24 protein-coding genes and 2 pseudogenes are annotated in these 22,384 nt (G+C 65.5%); 12 read left to right on the top strand and 14 right to left on the bottom strand.

Annotated elements, in window-relative coordinates; translation table 11 throughout:
• The first annotated feature begins 64 nt into the window (after nucleotides 1-64).
• On the top strand, nucleotides 65-703 hold the full coding sequence (locus ACV7NQ_RS33160; protein WP_463363153.1) for a TIGR03086 family metal-binding protein: 639 nt from the start codon (nucleotides 65-67) through the stop codon (nucleotides 701-703).
• On the opposite strand, the pseudogene ACV7NQ_RS33155 reads toward ACV7NQ_RS33160, so the two are convergent.
• Nucleotides 680-889, bottom strand: a pseudogene (locus tag ACV7NQ_RS33155) (transposase); the annotation flags it as partial. The gene ACV7NQ_RS33160 and the pseudogene ACV7NQ_RS33155 sit on opposite strands and share 24 nt — an antisense overlap.
• 397 nt (nucleotides 890-1,286) lie before the next feature.
• Between ACV7NQ_RS33155 and ACV7NQ_RS33150 the strand changes: the two are divergent.
• Nucleotides 1,287-2,546: an IS701 family transposase gene (locus ACV7NQ_RS33150; RefSeq protein ID WP_463358847.1), complete on the top strand. Its 1,260-nt coding sequence runs from the start codon at nucleotides 1,287-1,289 to the stop codon at nucleotides 2,544-2,546.
• 252 nt (nucleotides 2,547-2,798) lie between these two features.
• Here the strand turns inward: ACV7NQ_RS33150 and ACV7NQ_RS33145 are convergent, their stop codons facing one another.
• From ACV7NQ_RS33145 to ACV7NQ_RS33135, 3 genes are all read right to left on the bottom strand, one after another.
• Nucleotides 2,799-3,530, bottom strand: coding sequence for a reverse transcriptase domain-containing protein (locus tag ACV7NQ_RS33145; RefSeq protein ID WP_463363152.1), 732 nt, complete (start codon nucleotides 3,528-3,530; stop codon nucleotides 2,799-2,801).
• Between the two features lie 31 nt (nucleotides 3,531-3,561).
• Nucleotides 3,562-4,770: an ISAs1 family transposase gene (locus ACV7NQ_RS33140; RefSeq protein WP_463358437.1), complete on the bottom strand. Its 1,209-nt coding sequence runs from the start codon at nucleotides 4,768-4,770 to the stop codon at nucleotides 3,562-3,564.
• A 92-nt stretch (nucleotides 4,771-4,862) separates the two neighbouring features.
• Nucleotides 4,863-5,543, bottom strand: coding sequence for a reverse transcriptase domain-containing protein (locus tag ACV7NQ_RS33135; RefSeq protein WP_463363151.1), 681 nt, complete (start codon nucleotides 5,541-5,543; stop codon nucleotides 4,863-4,865).
• Between the two features lie 752 nt (nucleotides 5,544-6,295).
• Here ACV7NQ_RS33135 and ACV7NQ_RS33130 point away from each other — a divergent pair.
• From ACV7NQ_RS33130 to ACV7NQ_RS33120, 3 genes and pseudogenes are all read left to right on the top strand, one after another.
• Nucleotides 6,296-7,129 (top strand): SDR family NAD(P)-dependent oxidoreductase, encoded by an 834-nt coding sequence (locus ACV7NQ_RS33130; protein WP_463363150.1) that lies wholly within the window; start codon nucleotides 6,296-6,298, stop codon nucleotides 7,127-7,129.
• A 41-nt stretch (nucleotides 7,130-7,170) separates the two neighbouring features.
• Nucleotides 7,171-7,442, top strand: a pseudogene (locus ACV7NQ_RS33125) (transposase); the annotation flags it as partial.
• 751 nt (nucleotides 7,443-8,193) lie between these two features.
• Nucleotides 8,194-8,937, top strand: a complete 744-nt coding sequence (locus tag ACV7NQ_RS33120; protein WP_463363149.1) for an SDR family NAD(P)-dependent oxidoreductase — start codon at nucleotides 8,194-8,196, stop codon at nucleotides 8,935-8,937.
• Nucleotides 8,938-9,228: 291 nt separating this feature from the next.
• Here ACV7NQ_RS33120 and ACV7NQ_RS33115 read toward each other — a convergent pair whose 3' ends face one another.
• From ACV7NQ_RS33115 to ACV7NQ_RS33095, 5 genes are all read right to left on the bottom strand, one after another.
• The gene (locus ACV7NQ_RS33115; protein ID WP_463363148.1) at nucleotides 9,229-9,993 is read right to left on the bottom strand and encodes a hypothetical protein; all 765 of its coding nucleotides are present in this window, start codon (nucleotides 9,991-9,993) and stop codon (nucleotides 9,229-9,231) included.
• Nucleotides 9,990-10,199, bottom strand: a complete 210-nt coding sequence (locus ACV7NQ_RS33110; protein WP_463363147.1) for a hypothetical protein — start codon at nucleotides 10,197-10,199, stop codon at nucleotides 9,990-9,992. Before ACV7NQ_RS33110 ends, ACV7NQ_RS33115 begins: the two co-directional genes overlap by 4 nt.
• A gap of 132 nt (nucleotides 10,200-10,331) precedes the next feature.
• A complete protein-coding gene (locus ACV7NQ_RS33105) occupies nucleotides 10,332-10,964 on the bottom strand; it encodes an FAD-dependent monooxygenase (protein WP_463363146.1) in 633 nt (210 codons plus the stop codon).
• Nucleotides 10,965-11,022: 58 nt separating this feature from the next.
• Nucleotides 11,023-11,358 carry an FAD-dependent oxidoreductase gene (locus ACV7NQ_RS33100; protein ID WP_463363145.1) on the bottom strand — a complete coding sequence of 112 codons (336 nt, stop codon included), beginning with the start codon at nucleotides 11,356-11,358 and terminating at the stop codon, nucleotides 11,023-11,025.
• Between the two features lie 51 nt (nucleotides 11,359-11,409).
• On the bottom strand, nucleotides 11,410-12,837 hold the full coding sequence (locus tag ACV7NQ_RS33095; protein ID WP_463363144.1) for an amino acid permease: 1,428 nt from the start codon (nucleotides 12,835-12,837) through the stop codon (nucleotides 11,410-11,412).
• On the opposite strand from ACV7NQ_RS33095, the gene ACV7NQ_RS33090 reads away from it, so the two are divergent.
• Entirely contained in the window at nucleotides 12,836-12,985 is a 150-nt protein-coding gene (locus ACV7NQ_RS33090) for a hypothetical protein (protein ID WP_463363143.1), read from the top strand. The two genes, ACV7NQ_RS33095 and ACV7NQ_RS33090, sit on opposite strands and share 2 nt — an antisense overlap.
• A gap of 71 nt (nucleotides 12,986-13,056) precedes the next feature.
• Entirely contained in the window at nucleotides 13,057-13,839 is a 783-nt protein-coding gene (locus ACV7NQ_RS33085) for a siderophore-interacting protein (protein WP_463363142.1), read from the top strand.
• Here ACV7NQ_RS33085 and ACV7NQ_RS33080 read toward each other — a convergent pair.
• The 3 genes from ACV7NQ_RS33080 to ACV7NQ_RS33070 all read right to left on the bottom strand — a co-directional run bounded on the left by ACV7NQ_RS33080 (nucleotide 13,817) and on the right by ACV7NQ_RS33070 (nucleotide 15,261).
• The gene (locus ACV7NQ_RS33080; protein WP_463363141.1) at nucleotides 13,817-13,945 is read right to left on the bottom strand and encodes a hypothetical protein; all 129 of its coding nucleotides are present in this window, start codon (nucleotides 13,943-13,945) and stop codon (nucleotides 13,817-13,819) included. The genes ACV7NQ_RS33085 and ACV7NQ_RS33080 overlap by 23 nt on opposite strands.
• A 335-nt stretch (nucleotides 13,946-14,280) precedes the next feature.
• Nucleotides 14,281-14,718 carry a VOC family protein gene (locus ACV7NQ_RS33075; protein ID WP_463363140.1) on the bottom strand — a complete coding sequence of 146 codons (438 nt, stop codon included), beginning with the start codon at nucleotides 14,716-14,718 and terminating at the stop codon, nucleotides 14,281-14,283.
• Nucleotides 14,719-14,799: 81 nt separating this feature from the next.
• The gene (locus ACV7NQ_RS33070; RefSeq protein WP_463363139.1) at nucleotides 14,800-15,261 is read right to left on the bottom strand and encodes a pyridoxamine 5'-phosphate oxidase family protein; all 462 of its coding nucleotides are present in this window, start codon (nucleotides 15,259-15,261) and stop codon (nucleotides 14,800-14,802) included.
• 673 nt (nucleotides 15,262-15,934) lie between these two features.
• On the opposite strand from ACV7NQ_RS33070, the gene ACV7NQ_RS33065 reads away from it, so the two are divergent.
• A complete protein-coding gene (locus ACV7NQ_RS33065; protein ID WP_463363138.1) occupies nucleotides 15,935-16,750 on the top strand; it encodes a class I SAM-dependent methyltransferase in 816 nt (271 codons plus the stop codon).
• 118 nt (nucleotides 16,751-16,868) lie between these two features.
• Here ACV7NQ_RS33065 and ACV7NQ_RS33060 read toward each other — a convergent pair whose 3' ends face one another.
• The gene (locus ACV7NQ_RS33060; RefSeq protein WP_463363137.1) at nucleotides 16,869-17,048 is read right to left on the bottom strand and encodes a hypothetical protein; all 180 of its coding nucleotides are present in this window, start codon (nucleotides 17,046-17,048) and stop codon (nucleotides 16,869-16,871) included.
• 607 nt (nucleotides 17,049-17,655) lie between these two features.
• Nucleotides 17,656-18,198, bottom strand: a complete 543-nt coding sequence (locus ACV7NQ_RS33055; protein ID WP_463363136.1) for an SMI1/KNR4 family protein — start codon at nucleotides 18,196-18,198, stop codon at nucleotides 17,656-17,658.
• Between the two features lie 699 nt (nucleotides 18,199-18,897).
• Here ACV7NQ_RS33055 and ACV7NQ_RS33050 point away from each other — a divergent pair.
• The 4 genes from ACV7NQ_RS33050 to ACV7NQ_RS33035 all read left to right on the top strand — a co-directional run bounded on the left by ACV7NQ_RS33050 (nucleotide 18,898) and on the right by ACV7NQ_RS33035 (nucleotide 22,128).
• Nucleotides 18,898-19,419, top strand: a complete 522-nt coding sequence (locus ACV7NQ_RS33050) for a hypothetical protein (RefSeq protein ID WP_463363135.1) — start codon at nucleotides 18,898-18,900, stop codon at nucleotides 19,417-19,419.
• An 82-nt stretch (nucleotides 19,420-19,501) separates the two neighbouring features.
• On the top strand, nucleotides 19,502-20,362 hold the full coding sequence (locus ACV7NQ_RS33045) for a DUF4097 family beta strand repeat-containing protein (RefSeq protein ID WP_463363134.1): 861 nt from the start codon (nucleotides 19,502-19,504) through the stop codon (nucleotides 20,360-20,362).
• Between the two features lie 30 nt (nucleotides 20,363-20,392).
• Nucleotides 20,393-21,346, top strand: a complete 954-nt coding sequence (locus ACV7NQ_RS33040; protein WP_463363133.1) for an ATP-binding cassette domain-containing protein — start codon at nucleotides 20,393-20,395, stop codon at nucleotides 21,344-21,346.
• The gene (locus tag ACV7NQ_RS33035) at nucleotides 21,343-22,128 is read left to right on the top strand and encodes an ABC transporter permease (protein ID WP_463363132.1); all 786 of its coding nucleotides are present in this window, start codon (nucleotides 21,343-21,345) and stop codon (nucleotides 22,126-22,128) included. Before ACV7NQ_RS33040 ends, ACV7NQ_RS33035 begins: the two co-directional genes overlap by 4 nt.
• The last annotated feature ends 256 nt before the right edge of the window (nucleotides 22,129-22,384 follow it).

Here is a 22,384-nt window from a genome sequence, read left to right as displayed (position 1 = left end):
GTAATTCATCGGAGCCGAGGCCATCCGCAATGCCGCGTCCGATATCCGCTGGTGCCGGACGTGGATGGTAGACAGACTGTGTTGCATGGGTGCGGCTTTCGATGGAATCGTCGACCGGTTCGTGCTGGCAAGTGCGGAATTCGAGCGGAGACTGCAGACGGTGCAGGCCCGCCAGTGGGTTTGGCCGACGCCCTGCACCGAGTGGAACGTGCGCCAGTTGGTCAACCATATGGTTCGGGGAAATCTCAACTACCTGCACCTACTGGACGGTGGCAGCCGCGACGAATTCCTGCGCATGCGGGAGGTCGACGCACTGGGCGATGATCCGATACTCGCGTACACCGGGTCCGTGCGCGAGTGCGGCGAGGCGTTCACGGCACCTGGCGTCCTGCATCGGGTCCTCGATTACCCCAAGGGTCAGGCTCCCGGGCAACAGGCTCTCGCCGTGCGCACCACCGATACCGTCATTCACACCTGGGATCTGGCTCGGGCCATCGGTGGCGAGGACATTCTCGACACCGACCTGATCACCTGGATCGACGACCATCTCTATGAGATCTACGCCGGACTGGCCGAAACGCCTACGTCCGTGGACACATCCCACCGCTACTTCGCCGCACCCGAGAGTGCGAATACCGGCGCCGCGACGCGGCAGGACCGATTGCTACGGCTGATGGGCAGAAACCCCGACCGTAGCGGCTAGGTTTCTGAAGCATCGCTCGACCACGTTGCGTCGCTTGTACAGATCGCGGTCGAACATCGGTGGGCGGCCACCGCGTGAGCCTTTGGCTTTGCGTTGTTCGATCTGGCCGTGGCGTTCGGGACTGACGTAGCGGATGCCCCGCTCACGCATCGCCCGGCGGGTGGAGGGATGCGAATACGCCTTGTCTCGATCACCGTGTCGGGTCGGGTGCGGGGACGCCCCGGCCCGACACGAGCGCCGCCGTCGGTGACGGTTTACGTCCGGCTCGGACTCGCACCCGATCCCGCAGTGCGTCGTGAATCCGTTGCCACGCACCATTTTTCGTCCATCGGCTGAAGTTGTCGTAGACGGTGGTGGCCGGTTGAGGACCGCGTGGATAGCTTCGTGATCAGTCGGTTTCAGATCGTCCAAGCATTGCTTGTAGTCCTCCCCGCGCTCGTCGATTCCTGCGACACGTGCGTAGACCGCGAGTTCGGTCAAGATCTTCCTGGCGAGTGCGTATCCAGCCTTTTCGCCTAGTAGTACTTTGTTAGGTATGACACATAGCCTCGAGTTTTCTCGGCGGTCTCGAGAGTCTGTGTAGGTGGATGCCGCCGATCTTGCTCGCTTGGGTGAACAGCTCGACTCGTATGTGGGTGAGGTGTTCTCGTCGTTGTACCGGAAGGACCGGGTGGCGACTGCGGGGACCTATGTGCGGGGGTTGATGCTCGAGGGTCGCCGTAAGTCGATGCAGCCGATGGCCGAGCGGCTCGAGGTTGATCACCAACGTTTGCAGCAGTTCGTGACGTCCTCTCCGTGGGATGTGGTTCCTGTGCGGAAAATGTTGTCCCGCAAGGCATGTGCTGTGATCGGACCGGACGCTTGGGTCATCGACGACACCGGTTTCGCCAAGGAGGGCGACCGCTCTCCCTGCGTGACACGCCAATATTCGGGCACTTTGGGCAAGGTCGACAATTGCCAGATCGCGGTCAGTGTCCATGCCGCGTCCGACGAAGCGTCCGCTCCGTTGGATTGGCGGCTGTTCCTGCCCGAATGCTGGGACGACGACCTCGCCGAAGCCCCGGAGGACTTCGCGGTGATCACTGAGCGCCGCAAGAGAGCGGGCGTGCCCGCCGATGAACATCACCGCCCGAAATGGCAGATGGCGCACGAGATGATCGACGAACTCATCGAGTGGGGACGCACACCACCACCGGTGGTGGCCGACGCCGGCTATGGCGACACCACCGCGTTTCGTGACGGCCTGACCGAACGAGGCATCGACTATGTCGTCGCCGTGAAGGCCGCCACCAGCGCCCACCCCGCCGCCGCCGTCCCCGAAGCACTGTCCTACCAGGGGCGCGGACGACCGCCAACGCCGCGCTATCGCCAAAAGGCTTCCAGCCTCAAAGATCTCGTCCTGGCTGCCGGTCGCGCCGAAGCACGTGGAGTGACCTGGCGTGAGGGCACGAAAGCCGACGCGGACAACCCGACCGCCGCGATGTCGTCACGATTCGTCACCCTGCGCATCCGACCCGCCAACCGCGGCATCGCACGCGCCGCCGACGGCACCCTGCCCGAAGTCTGGCTGCTGTCCGAATGGCCCACAGACACCAAAGAACCCACCGACTACTGGATCTCCACCCTGCCCGCCGACACCAAACTCGAAGAGCTCGTTCGACTCGCCAAAATCCGGTGGCGCATCGAACACGACTACCGCGAACTCAAAACCGGCCTCGGCCTCGACCACTTCGAAGGCCGCTCCTGGCTCGGCTGGCACCACCACGCCACCCTGGTCACCGCCGCCCACCTGTTCATCACCACGCTGCCGATCACCGACCCAAAAGCGAATGGGCGGGACTGACCCTCTACGGCATCCTGCGCGAAATCCAACGCGCACTTGCCTTTTGGATCGGCACCTGCCCACTATGCCACCACACCTTTCCAACCTGGAGGGTCGAGAGCTGGCGCGGTGCCGTGATCGGCGGTAGGTCGCGGAGCCGCTGGTGACCGATGCGGTTTCCCGTGGGTCGTTCTTCTCCTTGGCCGTGGCCGTTCTGGTTCCGTTTCCAGCTCCCGCCCGTCAATCCGTGCATGCGGTTCTCCCGCACACGGCTTACCGACGCCGTTCACCGCCGGCATTCGGCGTCACCCGCCAAGCCCGAAAGGGCCTGGGCGCGACCACGATCCCATCAAGGCTGATCAATCCGAGCTGGTTGTCCGAGGACTGGGAAACCACCCACATCCCGAACCTCCGGCTACGCCTGTGCTTCTTGGCGAGCAGGCCCGCCACCCGCTCCAGCGCGTAGTGCCGGATCTTGGTGAACCGGGCCGAGGAGTTCCCGTATCGGAAATACCCAGCCCACCCGCGCAGGAAGCTGTTGAGCTCCCCCACGATCACGTCCACCGACAGCAACGTCCGGTTGCTTCCCGTGAGACCACGGATACGGTCCCGTGCGTGCTGCATCGCCTTGTCCGAGGGCCAACGAGCGAGGAATTCCACACCCTTGCCGCCGGTGCGTCCTTTCGCGCGCACCCATCGGTGATGAAACCCGAGAAAATCGAAGCCGTCACCACCCACCTCGAGGCGCACGATCCTCGTCTTGGCTTCCTTCGGTTCCAGCCCGAGTTCAGCCAACAGCTCCCGCAGCCGCTCCAGGGCGGCTTCGGCCTGCTGACGAGTCCGACACATCACAACAGCGTCGTCGGCGAAACGGACCAGCACCCCATGCTCGCGCACATCCCACACCCGATCGACCCGGTGCAGGAACACGTTGCACATCAGCGGTGAAATCACACCACCCTGTGGGGTTCCGGTCACCTCACGCCGCACCACACCCCCACTCATCACCCCCGCACCAGGGCTCCGGCGTTGTCGCCTAACTAGCCTGCGACCAAGGGTTTTGGGTGTTCGTCAGCAGGTGGAGGCCTCTGTTCGGTGAGAAGGCTGTCGTCCGGCAGGCCTCGGCGATGTTGGCGGCACCATCGATGCGGTGAAGGCTTATCGCCGTGTTTCGGAGCGTCGCGGCGACTTGCGGAGCGGTGCCGGTCCGCAGGGTGCTGCGGTCTTCGTCGTAGGTCACATCACGGACCCAGTGGATCGCATTCTCAATTCCCCAATGGTTTCGCAACCATTCGGCTAACTGTCGGGGTTTGGCTTGCTCGAAGGTGACACTGCAGATGGCGTATACGGTCTCGACCGTCAGTTTCCCGGTGGTGACCTGGACGCGTTCGCGGGTGATCTGCATGATCTGGCGGGCGTAGGGAAACCCGATCCCGCGCGGCACGCTCAGCACCTTCATGGTGCGGGTCTCGATCCTGCCGTGCGATGGCTTGGCGTCGGCGTCACGGTGGGCGATGGGGACCTCGGCCCACGGCTGGGCGATAATGCGAGCCAACAGCTTGGGCTGATTCGCCTTCACCGTCATCAAATAGTGCGACTTGAGCTGCCCGCAGATCAGTTTCGCCGTGGCGACCTGCGTGTGCATCGCATCGATCGTGGCGATGAGCCCGGTCCGGTTCATTGCCTTCAGAAGCTTTCGCACCGTGGGGATTTCGTTGGACTTCGCGGCGACTGCCAGCTGGCCGAGGACCAATCGCGCGTGGTGGGCGAAGATCGACACCAGGTGCGGTGCGCGGCCCCCGCCCAGGCGCGCCCCGCGCACGGTTTTGCCATCCAGGGCCACCGCCATCAGTCCGCCGGAGTCCGCGGCAGCGGCCACGGCGGCGAAATAGTCACCCAACCGGCGATCCAGATCCGCGGCGTCGAGTCTGGCGATGAGGGTTCGCAACGTCTTCTCGCTCGGGCGACGCACTCGGATGCCCAGTTCTGCCAACACTTCCGGTGGCGCGGTACGCACCCAGGTGGCGAACCCGGCCACCGACTGCATCCCCGCCGCCGTGGCCAGGATCATGATCGCCAGCAACCCCACCAACGGGTACCGGATTCCACGGGGATCACGCGGGTCGGGAACCGTCTTCAGCACCTCCAGCAAACACGGTGCGACCGTGTGGGTTTCCGGTTCGACGCGCCGTCGATCCAACACCTCCACAACGGGCTCGACAAGGGATACTGAACAGACGGACACGGGCGACTCCGGGGAAGATTCTGGCCTAAGGAACCTTCATCCTCCTCGAGCCACCCGTGTCCGCCTCGCATCCGAAACGGCGTGTCGCACAGCTAATTACCGCAGCTCACCGGCTTGCAGACCGACAACGCCGGAGCCCTGACCCCCGCACGCAGCATCGCACGCAGCAGCTTGAGCACAGCATGGTCACTGACGCGTTCCTCGACCGCTTGTATCAACTTCTCGTGCGGAATCGCCGAAAAGCAGTTGGCGATATCCGTTTCGACCACCCACCTGCGACCGCGCCACGCCTCATCGACGAGGACTTGCAGCGCGTCGTGCTGACCGCGTTTCGGACGGAACCCGAACGAACACGGTAGGAAATCGGCTTCGAAGATCGGCTCGAGCACGATCTTGCACGCCGCCTGCACGATCCGGTCCCGCACAGCGGGAATCGACAACGGCCGCTGTTCCTTCGAGCCAGGCTTGGGAATCCACACCCGACGCGTCGGCAACGGCCGATACGTTCCATCCCGCAATTGCGCAGCCAACTCATCGAGCAGTCGCTCGATCCCGTACTGCTCGACCTCGGCCAGAGTGGTTTTGTCGACACCCGGTGCACCATTGTTGGCGCGCACCGCGACCCACGCCCGCCACAGGATGTCTCTGCGAAAGACCTTGTCCCGCAACGAATGAAACCGTCGCCCGGGATCGGCCTTGGCCGCCCGGTACAGCGCATGCTGAAGATCTCGAACCGGGTCCAACCCGGACCCCACCGTGGCGGAACTAGCCATGACCGGCACTCACCAGGCCCCTCTCAACAAACACGACACATCGACGAAGCAGCGGCCCTTCCCTCACCGACGGTTCTGTTGTCCGTTCGGCTCGATCGGTACTACGACCGCCTCCGACTCCCTCCCGACAGGCCACCCATTTCCCGAGGTCATCGGTTATAGGGCACCACCCTCCAGCGACATATTTCCGCAGGTCGCCGGGCCGGGGAGGGCCTCACCAGTTCCCGCCGTCACTATCCGAACGTTCCGCACCCCATACGCCGGGGAGTTCTTCGACGCCTGCACATTCAGGTCTTCAGCGTCTTCCATGGCCTTCACCGTGATGCTGGCGGCTCGGCACTCCCTTTGCCCACCCGAAGACGGGTAGTTAACGACGCCGCAGGCTTCGCTTAATGCTACGGACCGCTCGGTTGCTCCCCCAATAGGGCTTTCGACACTGGGCTTCGACCCCGCAGGTTTCCCCACGAAGCCGCCAGTCTGCTACCGGGCCTCCTGACAGCTACCCGGACCGGACTCACACCGGCAAGCGACGACGAGCTTACGAACACAGGTCACCTACACAAGGTCACCTCCGTTCCCTGGTCGCGCAACAAAGTACTACTAGGAGGCCGCTGAATAATCGGCGCGTCTCCCCGGGAAGCGACAATGTCGGTAGTGGTCGATGCGGGCGAGATACGCCGGTCCGTTCTCCGATGAGTCCACTACCTGTCGGGTAATTGCCGACCGCGCGCGTGGTCGACAGGATGGAGCCCATGACCAATGCGCTGAACGGCAGCGTAGCCATTGTCACCGGATCCACAAGCGGCATCGGTGCCGCGACAGCGGCGGCGTTTGCCCGTGCGGGCGCATCGGTGGTGGTGACCGGCCGCCGAGCCGACGAGGGGGCACGGATCGCGGAGCAGATCGGCCCGAACGCCACATTCATCCAGGCCGATCTGACCGCGGTCGCGGACGCGATCGGCTTGGTGGACCGGACCATCGAGCAGTTCGGCCGGATCGATAGCCTGGTCAACAACGCCGGGACGCCCGGCCATGCGGTGTCGATCACCGAGCTCGACCTGACGGATTTCGATCGTGCGATGGCCGTGCATGTCCGCGCACCGCTGCTGCTGATCCAGCGGGCGGCCCGGCACATGGTGCTGCAGCGAGCCGGCAGCATCATCAATATAGCGAGCGTGTCGGGGCTGCGGTCCGGATTCTCGGGCCCCGACTACTCGATCGCCAAGGCCGCGCTGATTCACCTGACCCGATGCGCCGCTGTCGAATTGGCCCAGTCGGAGATCCGGGTCAACACTATCTCCCCCGGGCCGGTGGCTACCGGGATCTTCGCCAAGGCCACGGGTGCAGCCGATTCCGGCGACGCCGAATCGCTGGTGGGCCCGCTGCTTTCGCAGTGGCAGCCCTATCCGCGCATGGGCCGGCCGACCGACATCGCCGAGGTCGCAGTGTTTCTCGCCAGTGATGCTGCCCGCTACCTCAACGGTCAGAACATCGCCGTCGACGGCGCCATCACCGCCGGGCGCCCATGGGATACCGTCGTCCGCGAGCGCGCGGCGATCGCTCAGGCCGTCCGTGCGCGCGCCTGACCGCGGCGGCAACCCCTACTTTGAGCTGGGATGATTGTTTGGTGCAGGGTGTTGAGCGAGCGGATCGTGAGCTGTTGGACGCGCAGGCGTTGGTTGGTCATCTGGTGACGTCGGGCAGCATGTTCGCATTTTTGGCCGGTCATCGCCAGGATCTGTTTCCGGACAATGCGTTCGAGGACTTGTTTCCGTCGGGTAAGGGGCGGCCGTCGATTCCGGGGTCTCGGTGATGGCGTCGATCTTGGTGTTGCAGACGTTGCATGATCTGTCGGATCGGGAGACCGCGGAGGCTGCCCGCTGCGATCTTCGGTGGAAGATCGTACTGGTTCAGCAGGCCGGCCGTCCCGTCGAGGGCCTGCTTCAGAACCGAGGCCGCGGAGACGTATCCGGGCTGCCCGCCCGCTCCGTCGGCGAACTGGTGCCCGGTGTCGTCGTCGCCCCAGCGCCCCTCGTTGCCGACGGTGTCGGTCGTCAGATTGGTCAGCACGCCGGAGATCCGCTGGGCAACCGCATCGAGGTCGCTCGCGGCGCCGCGCAGCGCACCGGTGTCGACATGGAAGGAGCCGCTCATGTTTCACCCCGAAAGGACAGTCCGGTAATGATTCTCGGATTCTAGCCGCCGCGTCCGGGTGCGTCTCGCCATCGCGTGAACGGTAGCGGTCGGGCGGGTGAAACTCGCCGAGCGCCGACGGCGGCGGGGTAGGTCCGGTCGAATTGCGAGAAGTCGTCGTCGGGCGAGTCATGTTGTCGTACTTGCGGTTCCGGTGCGACGGGCGAATGCTTGTAAGTCGGGCAGGGTGTTGGCTGCGGGGTGGCGGGGCGGCTGTCTCCCGGCGGGTGATGACCGGCGGCGTGGGCGCACGGTAACAATCAGCGGGTGTGGAGATCGGCTGCGGAATTCACCTTCGCCGTGTACTGGGCTGCTCGCCGCCCACCACGAAGCCATCGTCCACATCGCCATGACACGGACATGCTCAAACGCCTCGCGAAACAGACCGCTGAACCTTCATGAGTTTCGGACACGAGCCCTTGACCTGGAGCGCACTCCATGGCTTACGTTCGCTGTCATGGACGAACGCATCGTACTAGCCAACCGTGTCGCTCTGGTCACCGGCGGATCCCGAGGCATCGGTCGGGGCATCGCGCAGGCACTGGCCCGCGCTGGGGCGGTGGTTGCCGTCAACTATCGCTATAGGCAGGACGAGGCAGCCGCGACGGTTGCCGAGATCGAACGGGCCGAGGGCAGAGCGATCGCGGTGCGGGCGGACGTTGCCGTGCGGGCCGAGGTAGAGGCGATGGCCGAGCGGGTCGGGTCTGAGCTCGGTCCTATCGACGTGCTGGTGAACAACGCCGGTATCGCCACTATCCGCGGTGTGGACGACATCACCGAAGAGGACTTCGACCAGACGCTGGCGGTCAATTTGAAGTCGGCGTTCCTGTGCACCCAGGCCGTAGTCCCCGGGATGCGGAAGCGACGCTGGGGACGGATTGTGAACGTCTCGTCCGTGGCGGCTCGCGGTGCGGGCGGCATCGGTGTGCATTACAACGCGTCCAAAGCGGGTCTGGAGGGGCTGACGCGCGGCTACGCCGCGCGTCTTGCCGCCGATGGGATCACGGTCAATGCCGTCGCACCTGGACTCATCGACACGGAAATGGCTGTGCCGCTGAAGGAATTGGGTGTCGCCGACCGTCTGCCGGTCGGCCGCATCGGCACACCCGACGAGATCGGTCAGGCGGTCCTCATGATGATCGGCAACGGTTTCCTCACCGGGCAGACGGTAGCGGTGAACGGCGGCGGAAGCTTCCTCTGAGAACTCATCCACACCAACGGATTCGACCCGGAAGTCGCCCTTGCACAAACGCCTCGCAAAACAGACCACTCGACCTTCATTAGTTTCCGGACACGCTCTTACAGGACACGCCCTAGCCAAGAGGAACCGTCCGGCAAGCTGTGCCCGCCGCGAAGTCCTGAGTGTCAGGCGGGTTTGCGCGCCTCGACGAGCATCCGGGTCGCGTGCGCCACGAACGGGCCGTCGGTCTGGATCTGGTCAGGTAGTTCGCGGAGGCGATCGCATCGCGGTACTGCTCGACGGTGAAGCCTATTACGAAGCGGGACGGCAATCCGCGATTTCAGCCAGCGCCCGGTCGCGGAGGTCGGGTGGCAGCTGTTGGGCCGCGGTGCGCACCGCATCGGTGGCGGATTCCGAGAGCACCGCCAGGGTTGTTCGGTACTCCGACCATAGATCGTATTCCGCTGCGGCCCGGAGCATTTCGGCGATTTTTGCTTCGGAAGCCAGGTTGACGAACCGCTCCAGGTTCGCAGCATCGTCGACGAGGTAGGCCGACCGGACGAGGGCAGTGCCGTCCAGGACCGCTTCGGTAGCCCGTGCCGCGACGTCGGAGACCGCGGCAACCAGGTCGCCGAGAGTGAGCCAATCTTCGCGCTTGGCAAGCTCTTTCGCGACGGCGACCACGGTGTCTTCGGGCAGCCCGGTGATGAGGGGCGTCGACCGGCGGGAATCGATTTGGGACGCGATGTCGGCCAGGAAGTCGACCGGCAGACGCTTGGCGACGTCCACCGCATGCGCCGGGTCGAGCACAGCCGACATACGCGCCGCGAGTAGCGCATTGTGGTGGCGCGCCACCAGCTTCGCGATGGCCGGGGTGGGAATCACCTTGCTCGCGGAGGCGACCCGGCGCAAACCGCCGGACTGTGACTCGAAGAGCAGGTCGGCGACCTGGAGTCGGAACGCGCGGATGTCCGCGTCGGGTACGTCGGCGAGGTAGGCGAGTTGCTCGACCGGAACACACAGTGTCCGCGCCAGTTTGATCAACTGGGCGTTGGCCACGTGGTCGGTAGCGCTCACAGTCCGGCCGCCTTCTTCACCGCACCGCGCAGGAAGCGGGGCACGAAGTCCAGCAGCGACATCACCGCGCCCTCGAGGTCTTTCTTTTGCTTACGCCGGGCCTCCACGACGGTGGTGGCGAGCTCGGCTTGAACATCAGGGGGAAGGGCGGCGATCCCAGCGGGCAGTTCGCCGGGGACCAATTCGGCCAGCGTCTTCGTTGTCATTCGTACCTCCATACGATCCGACTGTGCGCGGGCCACCACACGATATGCGGAAGATCGGGTTCCAGCCTGTCGATAGCGGTTGACGCGCCGTCCCCACCGGTTCTAGCCTCGCAGCCGTGTACCCCAGTGTGGCTACCGGACCGGCTCGCGTGCCCGCGCTCGGGCGACTTGGGCGCGTTCGTCGTTGATCTGGTTGCGGCGGGCGGTCATGGCGTCCGCAATCGAGGTATCGGCGGTGATGGTCTGATGCAGTGCCAGGGCGTCTTGGATGGCGTCGCGAGCGCCGACACCGGCGGCGGGGGTGATGGCGTGATCGGCGTCGCCGCAGAGGACGACGTCGTCTCGGGGTGCGCGGGCGTTGGTGAGTGGGACATTGCGTGCGTTCGAGACGTGGACGGTGTCGGTATCGTCGAGCATGGCCTCGACCAGGTCGGAGATGTCGGGTGCGACGGCACGGACCGCGTCCACCCATTCATCGACCGGGTGAAAGCCGATGTCCCGCACCGGGGTCGCCGGGCGGGTGATTCGGGCGAACCAGGCCGCCGATTCGTCATTCCACAGATGCCCGAACGCATCGGTCGGCTGCGCATTGCCGACGCGGTGGATTTGGAAGTGCAACAGCGACTTCTCGCTCGGTAGCGGAACCGGGGTGTTGGTAACTCCGTAGACCACGACCTGGTGGGCATAGGCCGCGGGCCGCTCGGGCTCGAGGCGGGCGCGGACCATCGAGTCGATACCGTCCGCGGCAATCAGCGGCCCGTCCACGGGCACCTTCTGGTCGCCGACCCGGATCGTGCCATCGTCGAAATCGGTGACCAGACAGTCATAGCGCAGATCGGCGGGCGTAGCGGCGGCGAAGCCGGTGCACCCGCATCAGATCCGGGCGAAAGTACATACGCCGACCGTCACCGGGAACGACACGACTCGTACCGGCCACCTCGTGGACCGCGAGGCCGTCCACAGAGTGCGAGACGGCCTGCAAATCTGCGACGGACACCCCGAGCTCGGCGAGCGTCTCGTGCGCGCGGCCGTCGAGAACGAGAAACGCACCCGCCCCGACGGCCGTCCGTCGCTCGTATACCGTGACCGAAACCCCGTCCCGGGCAAGGGCTCCGGCGAGCACTGTCCCGGCGATTCCGCCGCCGATAATCGTGACCATGGGCACTCCTCGATGCTTCGCCGTTGTCAACCGGTCCGCCGGGACGCGCGCCTATGCGGAATCGGACGTGGCACTCCGCTTTCCGAGCTTGTCGAGCAACACGTAGCCCGCGCAGACCAGCACTGCCCACACTGCACCGACAATCACCGCGGTGCGGCCACTTTCGGTGAAGAAGAGCAATACGACCACCAGGCCCAGGAAGGCCAACGCGAGGACCGTGGTGATGGGAGCGGCCGGGAGCCGATAATCGCTGGCAGGCAGCAGGCCCCGCTGCACCCGGCTGCGGTAGATCAGGTGGCAGACCAGGATGATGCCCCAGACGAAGATGATGCCGATGGTGCTGACCGAGGTGATGTAGGCGAACGCCTTGTCCGGCGAGATGATGTTGATGATCACCCCGATGACCATCGCGGCGGCCGAGGCGGAGATACCGGCGTATGGGACCGAGCGCGAACTGAGCTTGCCGAGCGCGGCCGGGGCCTCCTGATGCAACGACAGGGTGCGCAGCATGCGGCCGGTCGAATAGATGCCCGAGTTACAGGAGGACAGCGCCGCGGTCAGCAGCACGAAGTTGATGATGCCCGCCGCGCCGGGGATACCGATCTGCTCGAACACCTCCACGAACGGGCTGCGCCCCGCATGGAAGTTGCGCCAGCTCGATACCGACATGATCACCAGGAGCGCGCCCACGTAGAACAGTCCGATACGGAAGGGCAGCGTGTTGATCGCCTTGCGGAGGGTCTTGCGCGGTTCGTGCGCCTCACCCGCGGTGACACCGACCAATTCCACACCCACATAAGCGAACAGCACGATCTGCAGCACCAGCAGCGACTGTCCGAAACCGTTCGGGAAGGCCCCACCATCGGCCCACAGGTTGGTGACAGTCGGGTTGGCGGCATGCCCGAAACCGAAGATCAGCACTCCGATACCGATCAGGATCATGCCGATGATCGCGGTGACCTTGATGGTGGAGAACCAGAACTCGCCCTCGCCGAACAGCCGCACAGAGATCAGGTTCGCGCCGAACATCACCGCCAGCACCACCAGCGCGGTGATCCAGGGTTCGATATCGAACCAGTACTGGACATACTTGCCCGCGACGGTGATCTCGGCCATGCAGGTGGCGACCCACACCGCCCAGTAGGTCCACCCAGTGACGAACCCGGCGAAGCGACCGAGGAATTCGTGCGCGTATTCGGCGAAGCTGCCCGATACCGGCCGATAGCTGAGCAGTTCACCCAGGGCCCGCATGATCACGAAGATGGCCAGGCCGGCGGCGAGGTAGGCCAGGATGAGGGCGGGACCGGCTTGCTCGATCGCGCCGCCCGCGCCATAGAAGAGGCCGGTGCCGATCGCGCCGCCGATGGCGATCATCTGGATGGTCCGCGGATTGAGTCCCCGGGAGTAGCTTTCCTCGCCCGATCCGGTCGAGTCTGTTGGCGCCGTGTCCGCTTGAAGCTGACGGTCAGAGGCTGTCATGAGGCGCCACGCTACCGGCACCCGGTCCGGGTGGCAGCCGCGACCGGGAGTCCCCGCTCGCGGCGACCGTTCTGATCACGCGAAAATCTACGACATCGACGACCGGGTCCGCTCGTTCGGACTCATCAAGGAGAAGGTCACGGCATGACCATCGACGGTTTGTCGATCAACCGGGTACTGTCCGTAAGGCAACCCTAATTTTGATAACCGGAGGTTACCTTGGCCCGGCCCCGCACCACCCTGACCGTGCAACGCACCGAGCAGCTGACACCCCACCTCATCCGGGTCCATCTCGGCGGCCCCGGCTTCGCCGCGTTCCAGCCGAGCACGTTCAGCGACTCCTACGTGAAGTTCATCTTCCCGCGCGACGGCATCGACGTGCTGCGCACCTACACCGTCCGCTCCGTCGACACCGTCGCGGGCGAACTGGCCGTGGATTTCGTCTATCACGGCGACGAGGGCATCGCTGGGCCGTGGGCGGCGACGGTCCAGCCGGGCGAGACCATCGACGCCTTCGGCCCCGGTGGCGCGTATTCCCCACGCGCGGACGCCGATTGGCATCTGCTGGCCGGTGACGAAGCGGCCCTGCCCGCGATCGCCACTGCGCTGGAGGCCATGGATTCCGAAGCGCGCGGATGTGCATTCGTCGAAGTGTCTGGCCCCGAAGATGAGCTTCCGCTCACGAAACCGGCAGGCGTGGAACTGATCTGGCTGCATCGCGGCGCTCGCGCGACCGGTGAACTGCTCGCTGAGTCGGTCCGGAACGCACCGTGGGACGAGGGCCGGGTACAGGTCTTCATCCACGGCGAAGCCGAGTCCGTCATGCACAATCTGCGCCGCTACATCCGCCGCGAGCGCAACGTGCCCGCCGAGTGGGCCGCGTCGATCTCCGGTTACTGGCGCCGCGGCCGCACCGAAGAGGGCTTCCGCACCTGGAAGGCCGACCTCGCCGCCCAAGAGCAGGCCGAGCCCGCGACGGTCACAGCGCTACCGCGTCGGTGATCCAGATCTGGACCTCGGATGTTGATTCAGCGTCGGTCGCGATCCGCTCGACGACCCGGATCAGGTCCGCCAGATCGTTGTCCTCGGCCAGCAGTTCGATCCGCATGCCCGGCTCGACATGGGGTCCCGGTAGTAATGGCGGAAAACAGGCGCAAGATTGCTGACCTAGGGCTACGGGCATATCCGTTGTTTCCGCACGATTACTACCGGAACCCCATCGCCTGCGCGAAGGCGTCTTCGGGCTCATCGGCGCTGACGAGTGTCCAAGAATTGATCGTTTACCGACAACGTGACGCCAGCCTTGGCAACGGCTTCGGCCCGCGCGGTATGCGGCATGTTCGCGCATGGTGAAAGGCCGACATCATCTCTGCCAGTTGATCTTCGGGGTGGTTCGAGTCACTGTCGGCGCTTGATCGGGAGCCTTGCGGCGAGGAGTGTCGTTTAGTGGAGTTCCTCGACCAGCCCGATGATGGTGCCGTCGGGGCCGCGGACGTAGCAGTACCGGTAGATGTCTTCGTATTGGGCTACCGTGCCCACGAGTTCGGCGCCGTGGGCGCGTAGGCGGTCGAGGACGTCGTCGACGTCGTCGACGACGAACGTCAGGCGAGGGATGCCCGGGGTGTTCACCGGCGCCTTCGGCGCAGTGCTGGTGGTCGCTGGCGAGTGGAACGTCGAGAGCTCGACCCGGCCATGGCCGTCCGGAGTCCGTACGACGGCGATGTCTGCTCGGACGCCGTCCAGTCCGAGGAGGTCGTCGGCCCATTGGCCACCGACTGTTGCTTCGCCCTCCAGTTCCAGGCCCAGTTCGACGAAGAACGCGATAGCAGCCGCGAGATCCTCGACCACAATGCCGGCGTGATCCATCCGGTGGATCGTCATGATGTTGTCCTTAGGTTCGTTACGGCCCATTCTGGCCGGGTTGATCGGTTCAGGCGCGCTGACGCTCGGCCCGCTGCTGGATCAGCTCCTCGACGTGGGGAGGGTGGTTTCGAAGTCGATGAGTTTGACCCACGTCGGAGTGATGACGATCCGGACCATGCCGTCGTAGAGCGAGCGGACCTCGGCCTCCCACTCGACGCGCTGCTCGGGCGTCATTTCGTAGCTGCCGTTCATCTGCAGGTACTCCTCCGGGATGCCGTCGACCACGTCCAGCTCCGCCCGGCCGCGGATGAGCAGGATCTTCGGCGGGTGTACCTCGGTGTCGATCGTCAGCGCGACCTCGGGGTTGTGCCGCAGGGAGGGCAGCTTCGGGGCATTCTTCGTGGTGCAGACGACGATCTGTGAGCCGTTCCAGGTGAAGGCGATGGGGATGTTGCGGGGTGTGCCGTCCTGGGCGACGTAGGCCATGCACAGCAGGTCGCGAGCCAGGAGCTCCTGACTGATCGGGAGGTTCAGGATCACGGTGATCTCGTTCGGTTGCATGGTGGTCGCTCCTTCGTCGGTGTCGTCGATGCCCGTTCGGCTGCTCGTACCCCTGGGACGGAGCCGCCCGAGCGTCCCCGCGTGTCTGTCCTGCAGCCAGACACAACTGCCAACCCGCCCCCAGCTCCTCGACAAACCGCGCGTTTGGTACCGGCGTCAGATGCGCTGTCGGACAGGCGATCAGAGTCCACCCGCCGAACGCGGGTAGTGGACCGCCCATGTTTCAAAGGGCTTGTCGGTGTGCGGGAGTGGCTATATCGTGATCCCGATCTTGAATCTGTTGCAGAACAATTTCGGATACGACGGCAGCACCGGCGACTCCGACAGCCGATCGGTCACGATCACCGGGGTCACGCAGATCTGGTCCGGCCACAACCAGGGGACGATGGGGTTCTCATGCGGGCCGAGGGCTGCGAAATAGGACTTCGGTCAGAACCAGCACGTCTTCCCGTGCGAGGAAATTATCCACGGCGGCGGCACGGCCGAGGTCAGCTGGATCAACTGCGCAGGCAGTAGCCTGCACCCACGAAATACGCGCTCATCGGCATTTCAGTGCGTTGCTCGACCTCGCATTCCAGCGGCACCTGCCAGCCCGGGCGGCTATAAGTCCTGCTGAAGAGCACTTCGAACATCGCTGAACGCGACTCCGAACATCGACAGTAGCGTCGCTGGTGTGCGAGACACCGAACTCGTTGGAGTGCAGAAGACCGTCAGCCCCGTCCTCAGGGCCAAAGCACTGGACAACCGGCTGCCGGACCCGATCCTCGGCGACAAATACGCCGAGCAGGCGATGCGCCGCCTCGACCCCGACTACGACAACCGCAGATTCGGCACCAGCCAGATGGGCCTCGCCGTCGTGGTGCGCGCCAAGGCCCACGACGACTGGGCCCGAAACTTCCTCGCCGATCACCCCGACGCGGTGGTGCTGCACCTGGGCTGCGGCCTCGACGCCCGGGTGTACCGGATCGACCCGCCCGCCACAGTCGACTGGTACGACCTGGACTACCCCTCCATCATCGAACTGCGGCAACAACTCTTGCCGCCGCGCGAGCACTACACCCTGATCGGCTCCAGCGTCACCGACCTGACCTGGCTGGACCGTATCCCCCGCGGCCGGCCGGTGCTGATGATCGCCGAGGGACTGGTGCCCTACCTGACTGAGACCGACGTCCGGCGGCTGCTGGCCAGCGTCGTCGACGCCTTCCCCACCGGCCAAATACAGTTCGACACGGTGGCGGTCTGGGCGTGGCGCACCTCGAAATGGCTCCCCACGCTGCGCAAATACGACACCCAGTTCCACTGCGGCTTCAACGATCCGGCCGCGCTGGCCGATTGGCACCCGCGGCTCGAATTCGTCGACGAGGCGCCGATGAACGACTCACCTGTGCTGATGGCCAAGGCGCCCGCGAACGTACGCCGCATGTTCCACCTCTTGAACCTGCTGCCGGGCATGAAACGGTCCACCCGCATCGTGCGGTTACGGTTCTAAAGTGCCGGGTGGCCCGACGGGCTAATCCTCGGGGGTGTTCCAGTCGTTCTGGTCGCCGCCCGAACCCCCGCGTCGAACATGGCGTCGCCCGCCGAACGTCGTCCCGTCGAACCAGGCGTCATTCAGCCCAGTCTTGGTCCGCGGTACGACCCTGTGCTGACGTGGTGTTCTGCGTGACGTTCTGGAGGTTGAGGATGGTGTTTGACATCCGAGGTGCGGGTGCTGCCTTGTCGGTCTCGGTGGGGGCGTTCTCGGCATCGGTGGTCACGGGCTCAGTTTCGGGTGTGGGCTCTGCCATGTCTGGCTCCTCACGGGATCTGTTCCGGCGTGGGTGTCGGACCTGCACGGATCATCCCATGGCGAACCGATGCCGAATCAGCGTTCGCCCATGAAAGCCCGCGCTGCGGTGTTGCCGGGGCGCGTATTCCTCGAAACAGCCGGACCGAGGGTCAGCACCTGGGAACCACGCTGTCGGAGCTGTATCGCGCCACGCCGTCACGTGGCATCCTCGAACATATGAGCGAACAGCCTCCGGAGTACGCGCCAGGTGATCGGGTGATGGGAGGCGACGAGCATCCGCGCGGAATCCGGCGGTAGCGCGAATCGAACTGGGCGTTTGCTGTCTGGCCGCCCCCCGACGTGGCCGTACCGCGCATAGTTTCCAGAGTCGACCAGTCCCCAGGCCAAAGTGCCAGGTCGACCGTTCGAGTTACCGCGCATAGTGCGCTGTTATCTGCGGTAACTCCTTAGCGCCGGATTGGGCAGTATCAACCCCCGATCCGGCGTACTGACCCGGGCGTGGCCGCGGCCGTGGTCCCGGGGGAGCCGACGGGCCCGCCGCACGCGGGACGCCCGGACCGTGACCAGTCCTGGCCTCCGTACGCGGCATGCTCACTGCGGGGGCGTCAACCCCGCGCCTGGAACGTCACCTCACTCACGCCCCAGAGGAACTCGCCGCCCAGCGGATTCTCCGGCCATTCGGCACGGAAGTTCCGGACGAGATATTCCACCATCCCGCAGTCGTAGCGGCTCCACAGCGAGCCGTTGCGCTTGTAGACCACGACCGGCCACTTGGCGGGATCGTCGTCCGACGCGTCCCAGCACAACATGTCCGCGGTGGCGTCGACCCCCCAGGTGATCAGCACCGGAGAAGTGCCCTCCAGCTCGGGTGTCTTCTCCTCCGTCTCCCAGTCGGCCTCGGCGGTCGCCGTCTCGATCACTATGCCGTCCCGCGGTGCCTGCTCCAGCGGCACCTTGGGCTCCGGCCTGCCGATCGACAGGTAGTTCTGCACCGCGCCGGCGCCGTAGACCTCCATGAAGCGCCGGTAGTCGGGCGGGAACGGCTTGCCCCACGATGCGGTGAGGGCAGCCCAGTCGACCGTCGTGCCTCCGTCCGCTGGCGGCGGCATGAGCCGTCGCAGGGCGTCCAGGTCGGTCGGCTCACTCATCGGTACCTCGCTCTGTGTCCATTCGACCCTCGTCGATCCGCGTCATGGGGTGCTCCCTGTGGGGGTGTCGGCGCACCGCCGCTGTCCATCTGTGTGCCGAGATTGTCTCTCGTACTCGGCCCGGAGCTCCGGGCCGATTCTGGCAGCTCGTCGAGTACCGCCAGCACGACAGCATGCGCCGCAGCATCTACGGCGTCGATGACTGACCAGCGCATGCATCTCTGCGTCGCGGCCGACCACAGCTGACTCTTAATCAGTGGGTTTGGGGTCGAGTCGTTCATCCTGGTGCCTGGATGGCCTCTATGAGCCTGGCGGACTTGTGTCAAGAATTCGCCCAGAGACATTGGCTTGACGCCGTTTCGGCTGGCTACTGGTGTGGTGTCGGGGTTCCACCCCAAAGACATGTTTGTCTGTGCGGGTTTCCGCGCTCCTCCAGCGGACCCTCGGTTCCGGTTCGAACGGCCCTGGTTGGTTTCATCGCCAGGGCATGTGCTGTAGGCACCAGGTGTTGCCGTCGGGATCGGCGAAGTGGGCATACAGTACGCCGCCTCCGACGTCCTCGATGGGACGCCTCGTTCGATCAGGTCCCCGTAGTAGGTCCCAACGTCGATATCCATAACGGCACCCCGACTCGCGGCGGGGGCGAGAATGAGCCACGTGGGGTTGCGGTGAGCCATTTTTGGTGCCATACTGGCTCACATGGATCTCAGGCCCTATCTCGAAAGCCTTCGGTACGAGCTGGTCGTCGCCGCGGAGGCGGGCGGTGACGAGGCACGCGAGCTGGCCGAACGGCTCACCTCGACACTCACCTCGGCGACGCGGCTGGCCTTACTCAACGCGTTGTCCGACGCCGCCGACGAGATCACGCGCGACCTCGCGCCCGGCTCGGTCGAGGTGCGGTTGCGGGGCGTGGATCCGACCTTCGTCGTGACGCCGCCTCCCTCGGAACAGTACTGGGAGGACGGTGCCACGCTGGCACCGGTGGTGCCACCAGTGGCACCACACGATGACAGCGGTGGCACCTCGCGGATCAACGTCCGGCTCCCGGATCAGCTCAAGCAGCGGGTCGAGGAGGCGGCGGGCCGGGAGGGACTCTCCGTCAACGCCTGGCTGGTCCGGGCGGCAGCGGCGGCGCTGGAGCCTCCGCCTCATCCGCCCGTCGCGAGCCAGGGGTCCCGCGCCACCGCGAGCGGACGGACCTTTACGGGCTGGGTGCGCTGACAGAGCGCCGCGGTCAACGACGTTCGCACCCCACACCCCCACCAGGGATTTCACACCACATCAACGACAGGAGGGCACAGCCATGCCTGAATTCGACACTCCCGAACCCATTTCCGCCGTCGTCGAGGCCTACGTGGGCGACATCAGAATCGTCGCGAGCGACCGGCCCACCACGGTGGTCGAGGTGCGCCCCGTCAGCCAAAACCGGCTCCTCGACGTCGAGGCCGCCGAGCAGACCCGGGTGGACTACTCAGCGGGCCAACTGCGGGTGAAGGCGCCGCGCCCGCCGCTGTGGAAGCAGGCGGTCATCTTCGGCCGCAAGTACGGCTCGATCGAGGTCGTGATCGAGGTGCCGAGTGGCTCACGAGTCCAGGCCGACACGGAAATGGGGGCGATCCACACCAGGGGCCGGCTCGGCGATTGCCGGTTGAAGAGCGGGTTCGGCGACATCCAGGTCGACACGGCGGGCGCACTGGAATTGACCTCCGGCATGGGCACCATCTCCGTGGAGCAGGCCCACGGTCGGGTCGAGGTCCACACTGGTTCCGGGGCGGTGCGCATCCGGCGCGTCGACGGCTCCGCCGAGATCAACACCTCCAACGGCGCCATCATGATCGACACGGTCACCGGCGATCTGCGGGTCAAGTCGGCCAACGGCGACATCATCGTCGGCACCACGGAATCCGGCGTCACCGCCAAGACGGCCGCAGGTTCCATCCGCATCGGCGAGGTCGCCAGGGGATCGGTCTCCATGGAGACCTCCGCCGGCCAGCTGGAGGTCGGCATCCGCCGCGGCACCGCCGCGCTGCTCGACCTGCACACCAAGTTCGGCTCAGTGCGCAACGAGCTCGACACCGCCGACCGCCCCGAACCGTCCGACGAGAAGGCCGAGGTGCGGGCGCGCACCTCCGCCGGCGACATCACCGTCCGCCGCCCGGCCTGACGACTGCGGCAGAGACGAAAGGGAACAGCTATGTCCACCACCGCGATCGACGTCCGCGGACTGCGAAAGTCCTACGGCGACAAGACCGTTCTCGACGGCATCGATCTGACCATCCCGGCGGGAAGCGTCTTCTCGCTGCTCGGCCCGAACGGCGCCGGCAAGACCACCACCGTGCAGATCCTGTCGACGCTCATCCCCGCCGACGACGGCGAACTGCGTGTGGCCGGTTACGACGTGACGCGCAAGCCGGAGGCCGTGCGCGCCACGATCGGCGTCACCGGCCAGTTCTCCGCGGTCGACGAGCTCATGACGGCCGAGGAGAACCTCCTGTTCATGGGCGACCTGCACCACCTGGACCGGCGCGAGAGCAAGCGTCGCGCCAACGAACTGCTGGAGAAACTCGACCTGGTCGACGCACGCGGCAAGATGGCGCAAACCTTCTCCGGCGGCATGACCCGGCGACTCGACCTGGCGATGACCCTCCTCGGCCAGCCGAGCATCATCTTCCTCGACGAGCCGACCACCGGCCTGGACCCGCGCAGCCGCCGCGCCGTGTGGGACATCATCCGCGGCCTGGTCGCCGAGGGCATGACGGTCTTCCTCACCACCCAATACCTGGAGGAGGCCGACGAACTCGCCGACCGGATCGCGGTGCTCGACCACGGCCGGATCGTCGCCGAGGGCACCCCGGATCAGCTCAAGCGCCTGGTTCCCGGCGGCTACATCCGCCTGCAGTTCGCGGACATGGACAGCCTCGCTGCGGCCGCGAACACCCTGGACGGCGCGCTGCGCAACGGACAGGACCTGACGCTGCAGGTCCCCAGCGACGGCGGCATCGGCTCGCTGCGCGGCGTTCTCGACCGGCTCGACCACAGCCGGATCCCCGTCGAGGGCCTGTCGGTGCACACCCCCGACCTCGACGACGTCTTTCTCGCACTCACCGGCCACACCACCGGCACGGAAACGGAAGCGACACTGCGATGACCACCCTGGCTTACACCTCGAACGACTCCCTCACCATGCTGCGGCGCAATCTGCTGCACGCCCGGCGCTATCCGGCGATGGTCTTCTCGATCATCATCATGCCGATCCTGTTGCTGCTGATCTTCAACTACTTCTTCGGACACGCGTTGAACGCGGGCGTCGGCGGCGGACACGGTGGCAAGTACATCAACTACCTCACCCCGGGAATGCTGCTCATGATCCCGGCGTGGATGGTGGCGTCCACCGCGGTCGGCGTAGCGACCGACCTGACCAAGGGCATCGTCAACCGGTTCCGCACCATGGCGATCTCCCAGACGTCGATCCTCACCGGCCACGTCGTCGGCTCGCTGATCCAGGCGATGCTGGGGGTGGGGTGCATGATCGGCGTGGCGTTGGCCGTCGGATTCCGACCGACCGCCAACGCGGTCGAGTGGCTCGCCGTCCTCGGCCTGCTGGCTCTGCTGTCGTTCGCGTTGATCTGGCTGGCCGTTGGATTCGGCGCGTCGGCGAGCAACCCGGAGTCCGCGAGCAACGCGCCGACTCCCATCATCATGCTGCCCTTCCTCGGCAGCGGATTCGTGCCGACCGATTCCATGCCGACCGGCGTCCGCCAGTTCGCCGAGTACCAGCCGTTCACGCCGATCACCGAAACCCTGCGGGGACTGCTAATGGGCAGCCACATCGGCAATAACGGCATCATCGCCGTAGCCTGGTGCGTCGGCATCGCCGTCATCGGATATTTCTGGGCCCGAGCGTCTTTCCAGCGCAAGGCCACAGCGTAAGCAGCCCGATTCCCGCCCCGCCCGCTCGACTGCACCGAGCGGGCGGGGCTGTGTCGGGGGTAGAGGTGCAAAAGGCCGAGATGGTAACCAACAGTCGACGAGTTCCTGAGCCGTCCTGTCTTCTCCCCCCTGCCGTTTCGTGCCTGGGCCTGGCGGTTTCCTCGTTCCCCTGCGCCATATCACTCGACTGAAGTAGCCTCGCTGCGGCCGATCAGATCACGGCTGTAGCGATAGTTCTTCACTGGGAGTGAAATCA

It is taken from the genome of Nocardia sp. Tas62D01 (assembly GCF_055232035.1).
The sequence above is the reverse complement of the archived record's forward strand: the minus strand, read 5'-3'. Positions and strand labels throughout refer to the sequence as shown.

Coding starts and splice junctions, on each gene's coding strand:
- ACV7NQ_RS33035 (WP_463363132.1), top strand. CDS start 21,343: ATGACCACCCTGGCTTACACCTCGAACGACTCCCTCACCATGCTGCGG.
- ACV7NQ_RS33070 (WP_463363139.1), bottom strand. CDS start 15,261: ATGCAACCGAACGAGATCACCGTGATCCTGAACCTCCCGATCAGTCAG.
- ACV7NQ_RS33110 (WP_463363147.1), bottom strand. CDS start 10,199: ATGACAACGAAGACGCTGGCCGAATTGGTCCCCGGCGAACTGCCCGCT.
- ACV7NQ_RS33050 (WP_463363135.1), top strand. CDS start 18,898: ATGGATCTCAGGCCCTATCTCGAAAGCCTTCGGTACGAGCTGGTCGTC.
- ACV7NQ_RS33080 (WP_463363141.1), bottom strand. CDS start 13,945: ATGCGGATCGAACTGCTGGCCGAGGACAACGATCTGGCGGACCTGATC.
- ACV7NQ_RS33100 (WP_463363145.1), bottom strand. CDS start 11,358: ATGGTCACGATTATCGGCGGCGGAATCGCCGGGACAGTGCTCGCCGGA.
- ACV7NQ_RS33090 (WP_463363143.1), top strand. CDS start 12,836: ATGAGGCGCCACGCTACCGGCACCCGGTCCGGGTGGCAGCCGCGACCG.
- ACV7NQ_RS33160 (WP_463363153.1), top strand. CDS start 65: ATGGTAGACAGACTGTGTTGCATGGGTGCGGCTTTCGATGGAATCGTC.
- ACV7NQ_RS33120 (WP_463363149.1), top strand. CDS start 8,194: ATGGACGAACGCATCGTACTAGCCAACCGTGTCGCTCTGGTCACCGGC.
- ACV7NQ_RS33045 (WP_463363134.1), top strand. CDS start 19,502: ATGCCTGAATTCGACACTCCCGAACCCATTTCCGCCGTCGTCGAGGCC.
- ACV7NQ_RS33060 (WP_463363137.1), bottom strand. CDS start 17,048: ATGGCAGAGCCCACACCCGAAACTGAGCCCGTGACCACCGATGCCGAG.
- ACV7NQ_RS33075 (WP_463363140.1), bottom strand. CDS start 14,718: ATGACGATCCACCGGATGGATCACGCCGGCATTGTGGTCGAGGATCTC.
- ACV7NQ_RS33095 (WP_463363144.1), bottom strand. CDS start 12,837: ATGACAGCCTCTGACCGTCAGCTTCAAGCGGACACGGCGCCAACAGAC.
- ACV7NQ_RS33130 (WP_463363150.1), top strand. CDS start 6,296: ATGACCAATGCGCTGAACGGCAGCGTAGCCATTGTCACCGGATCCACA.
- ACV7NQ_RS33040 (WP_463363133.1), top strand. CDS start 20,393: ATGTCCACCACCGCGATCGACGTCCGCGGACTGCGAAAGTCCTACGGC.
- ACV7NQ_RS33145 (WP_463363152.1), bottom strand. CDS start 3,530: ATGAGTGGGGGTGTGGTGCGGCGTGAGGTGACCGGAACCCCACAGGGT.
- ACV7NQ_RS33055 (WP_463363136.1), bottom strand. CDS start 18,198: ATGAGTGAGCCGACCGACCTGGACGCCCTGCGACGGCTCATGCCGCCG.
- ACV7NQ_RS33135 (WP_463363151.1), bottom strand. CDS start 5,543: ATGGCTAGTTCCGCCACGGTGGGGTCCGGGTTGGACCCGGTTCGAGAT.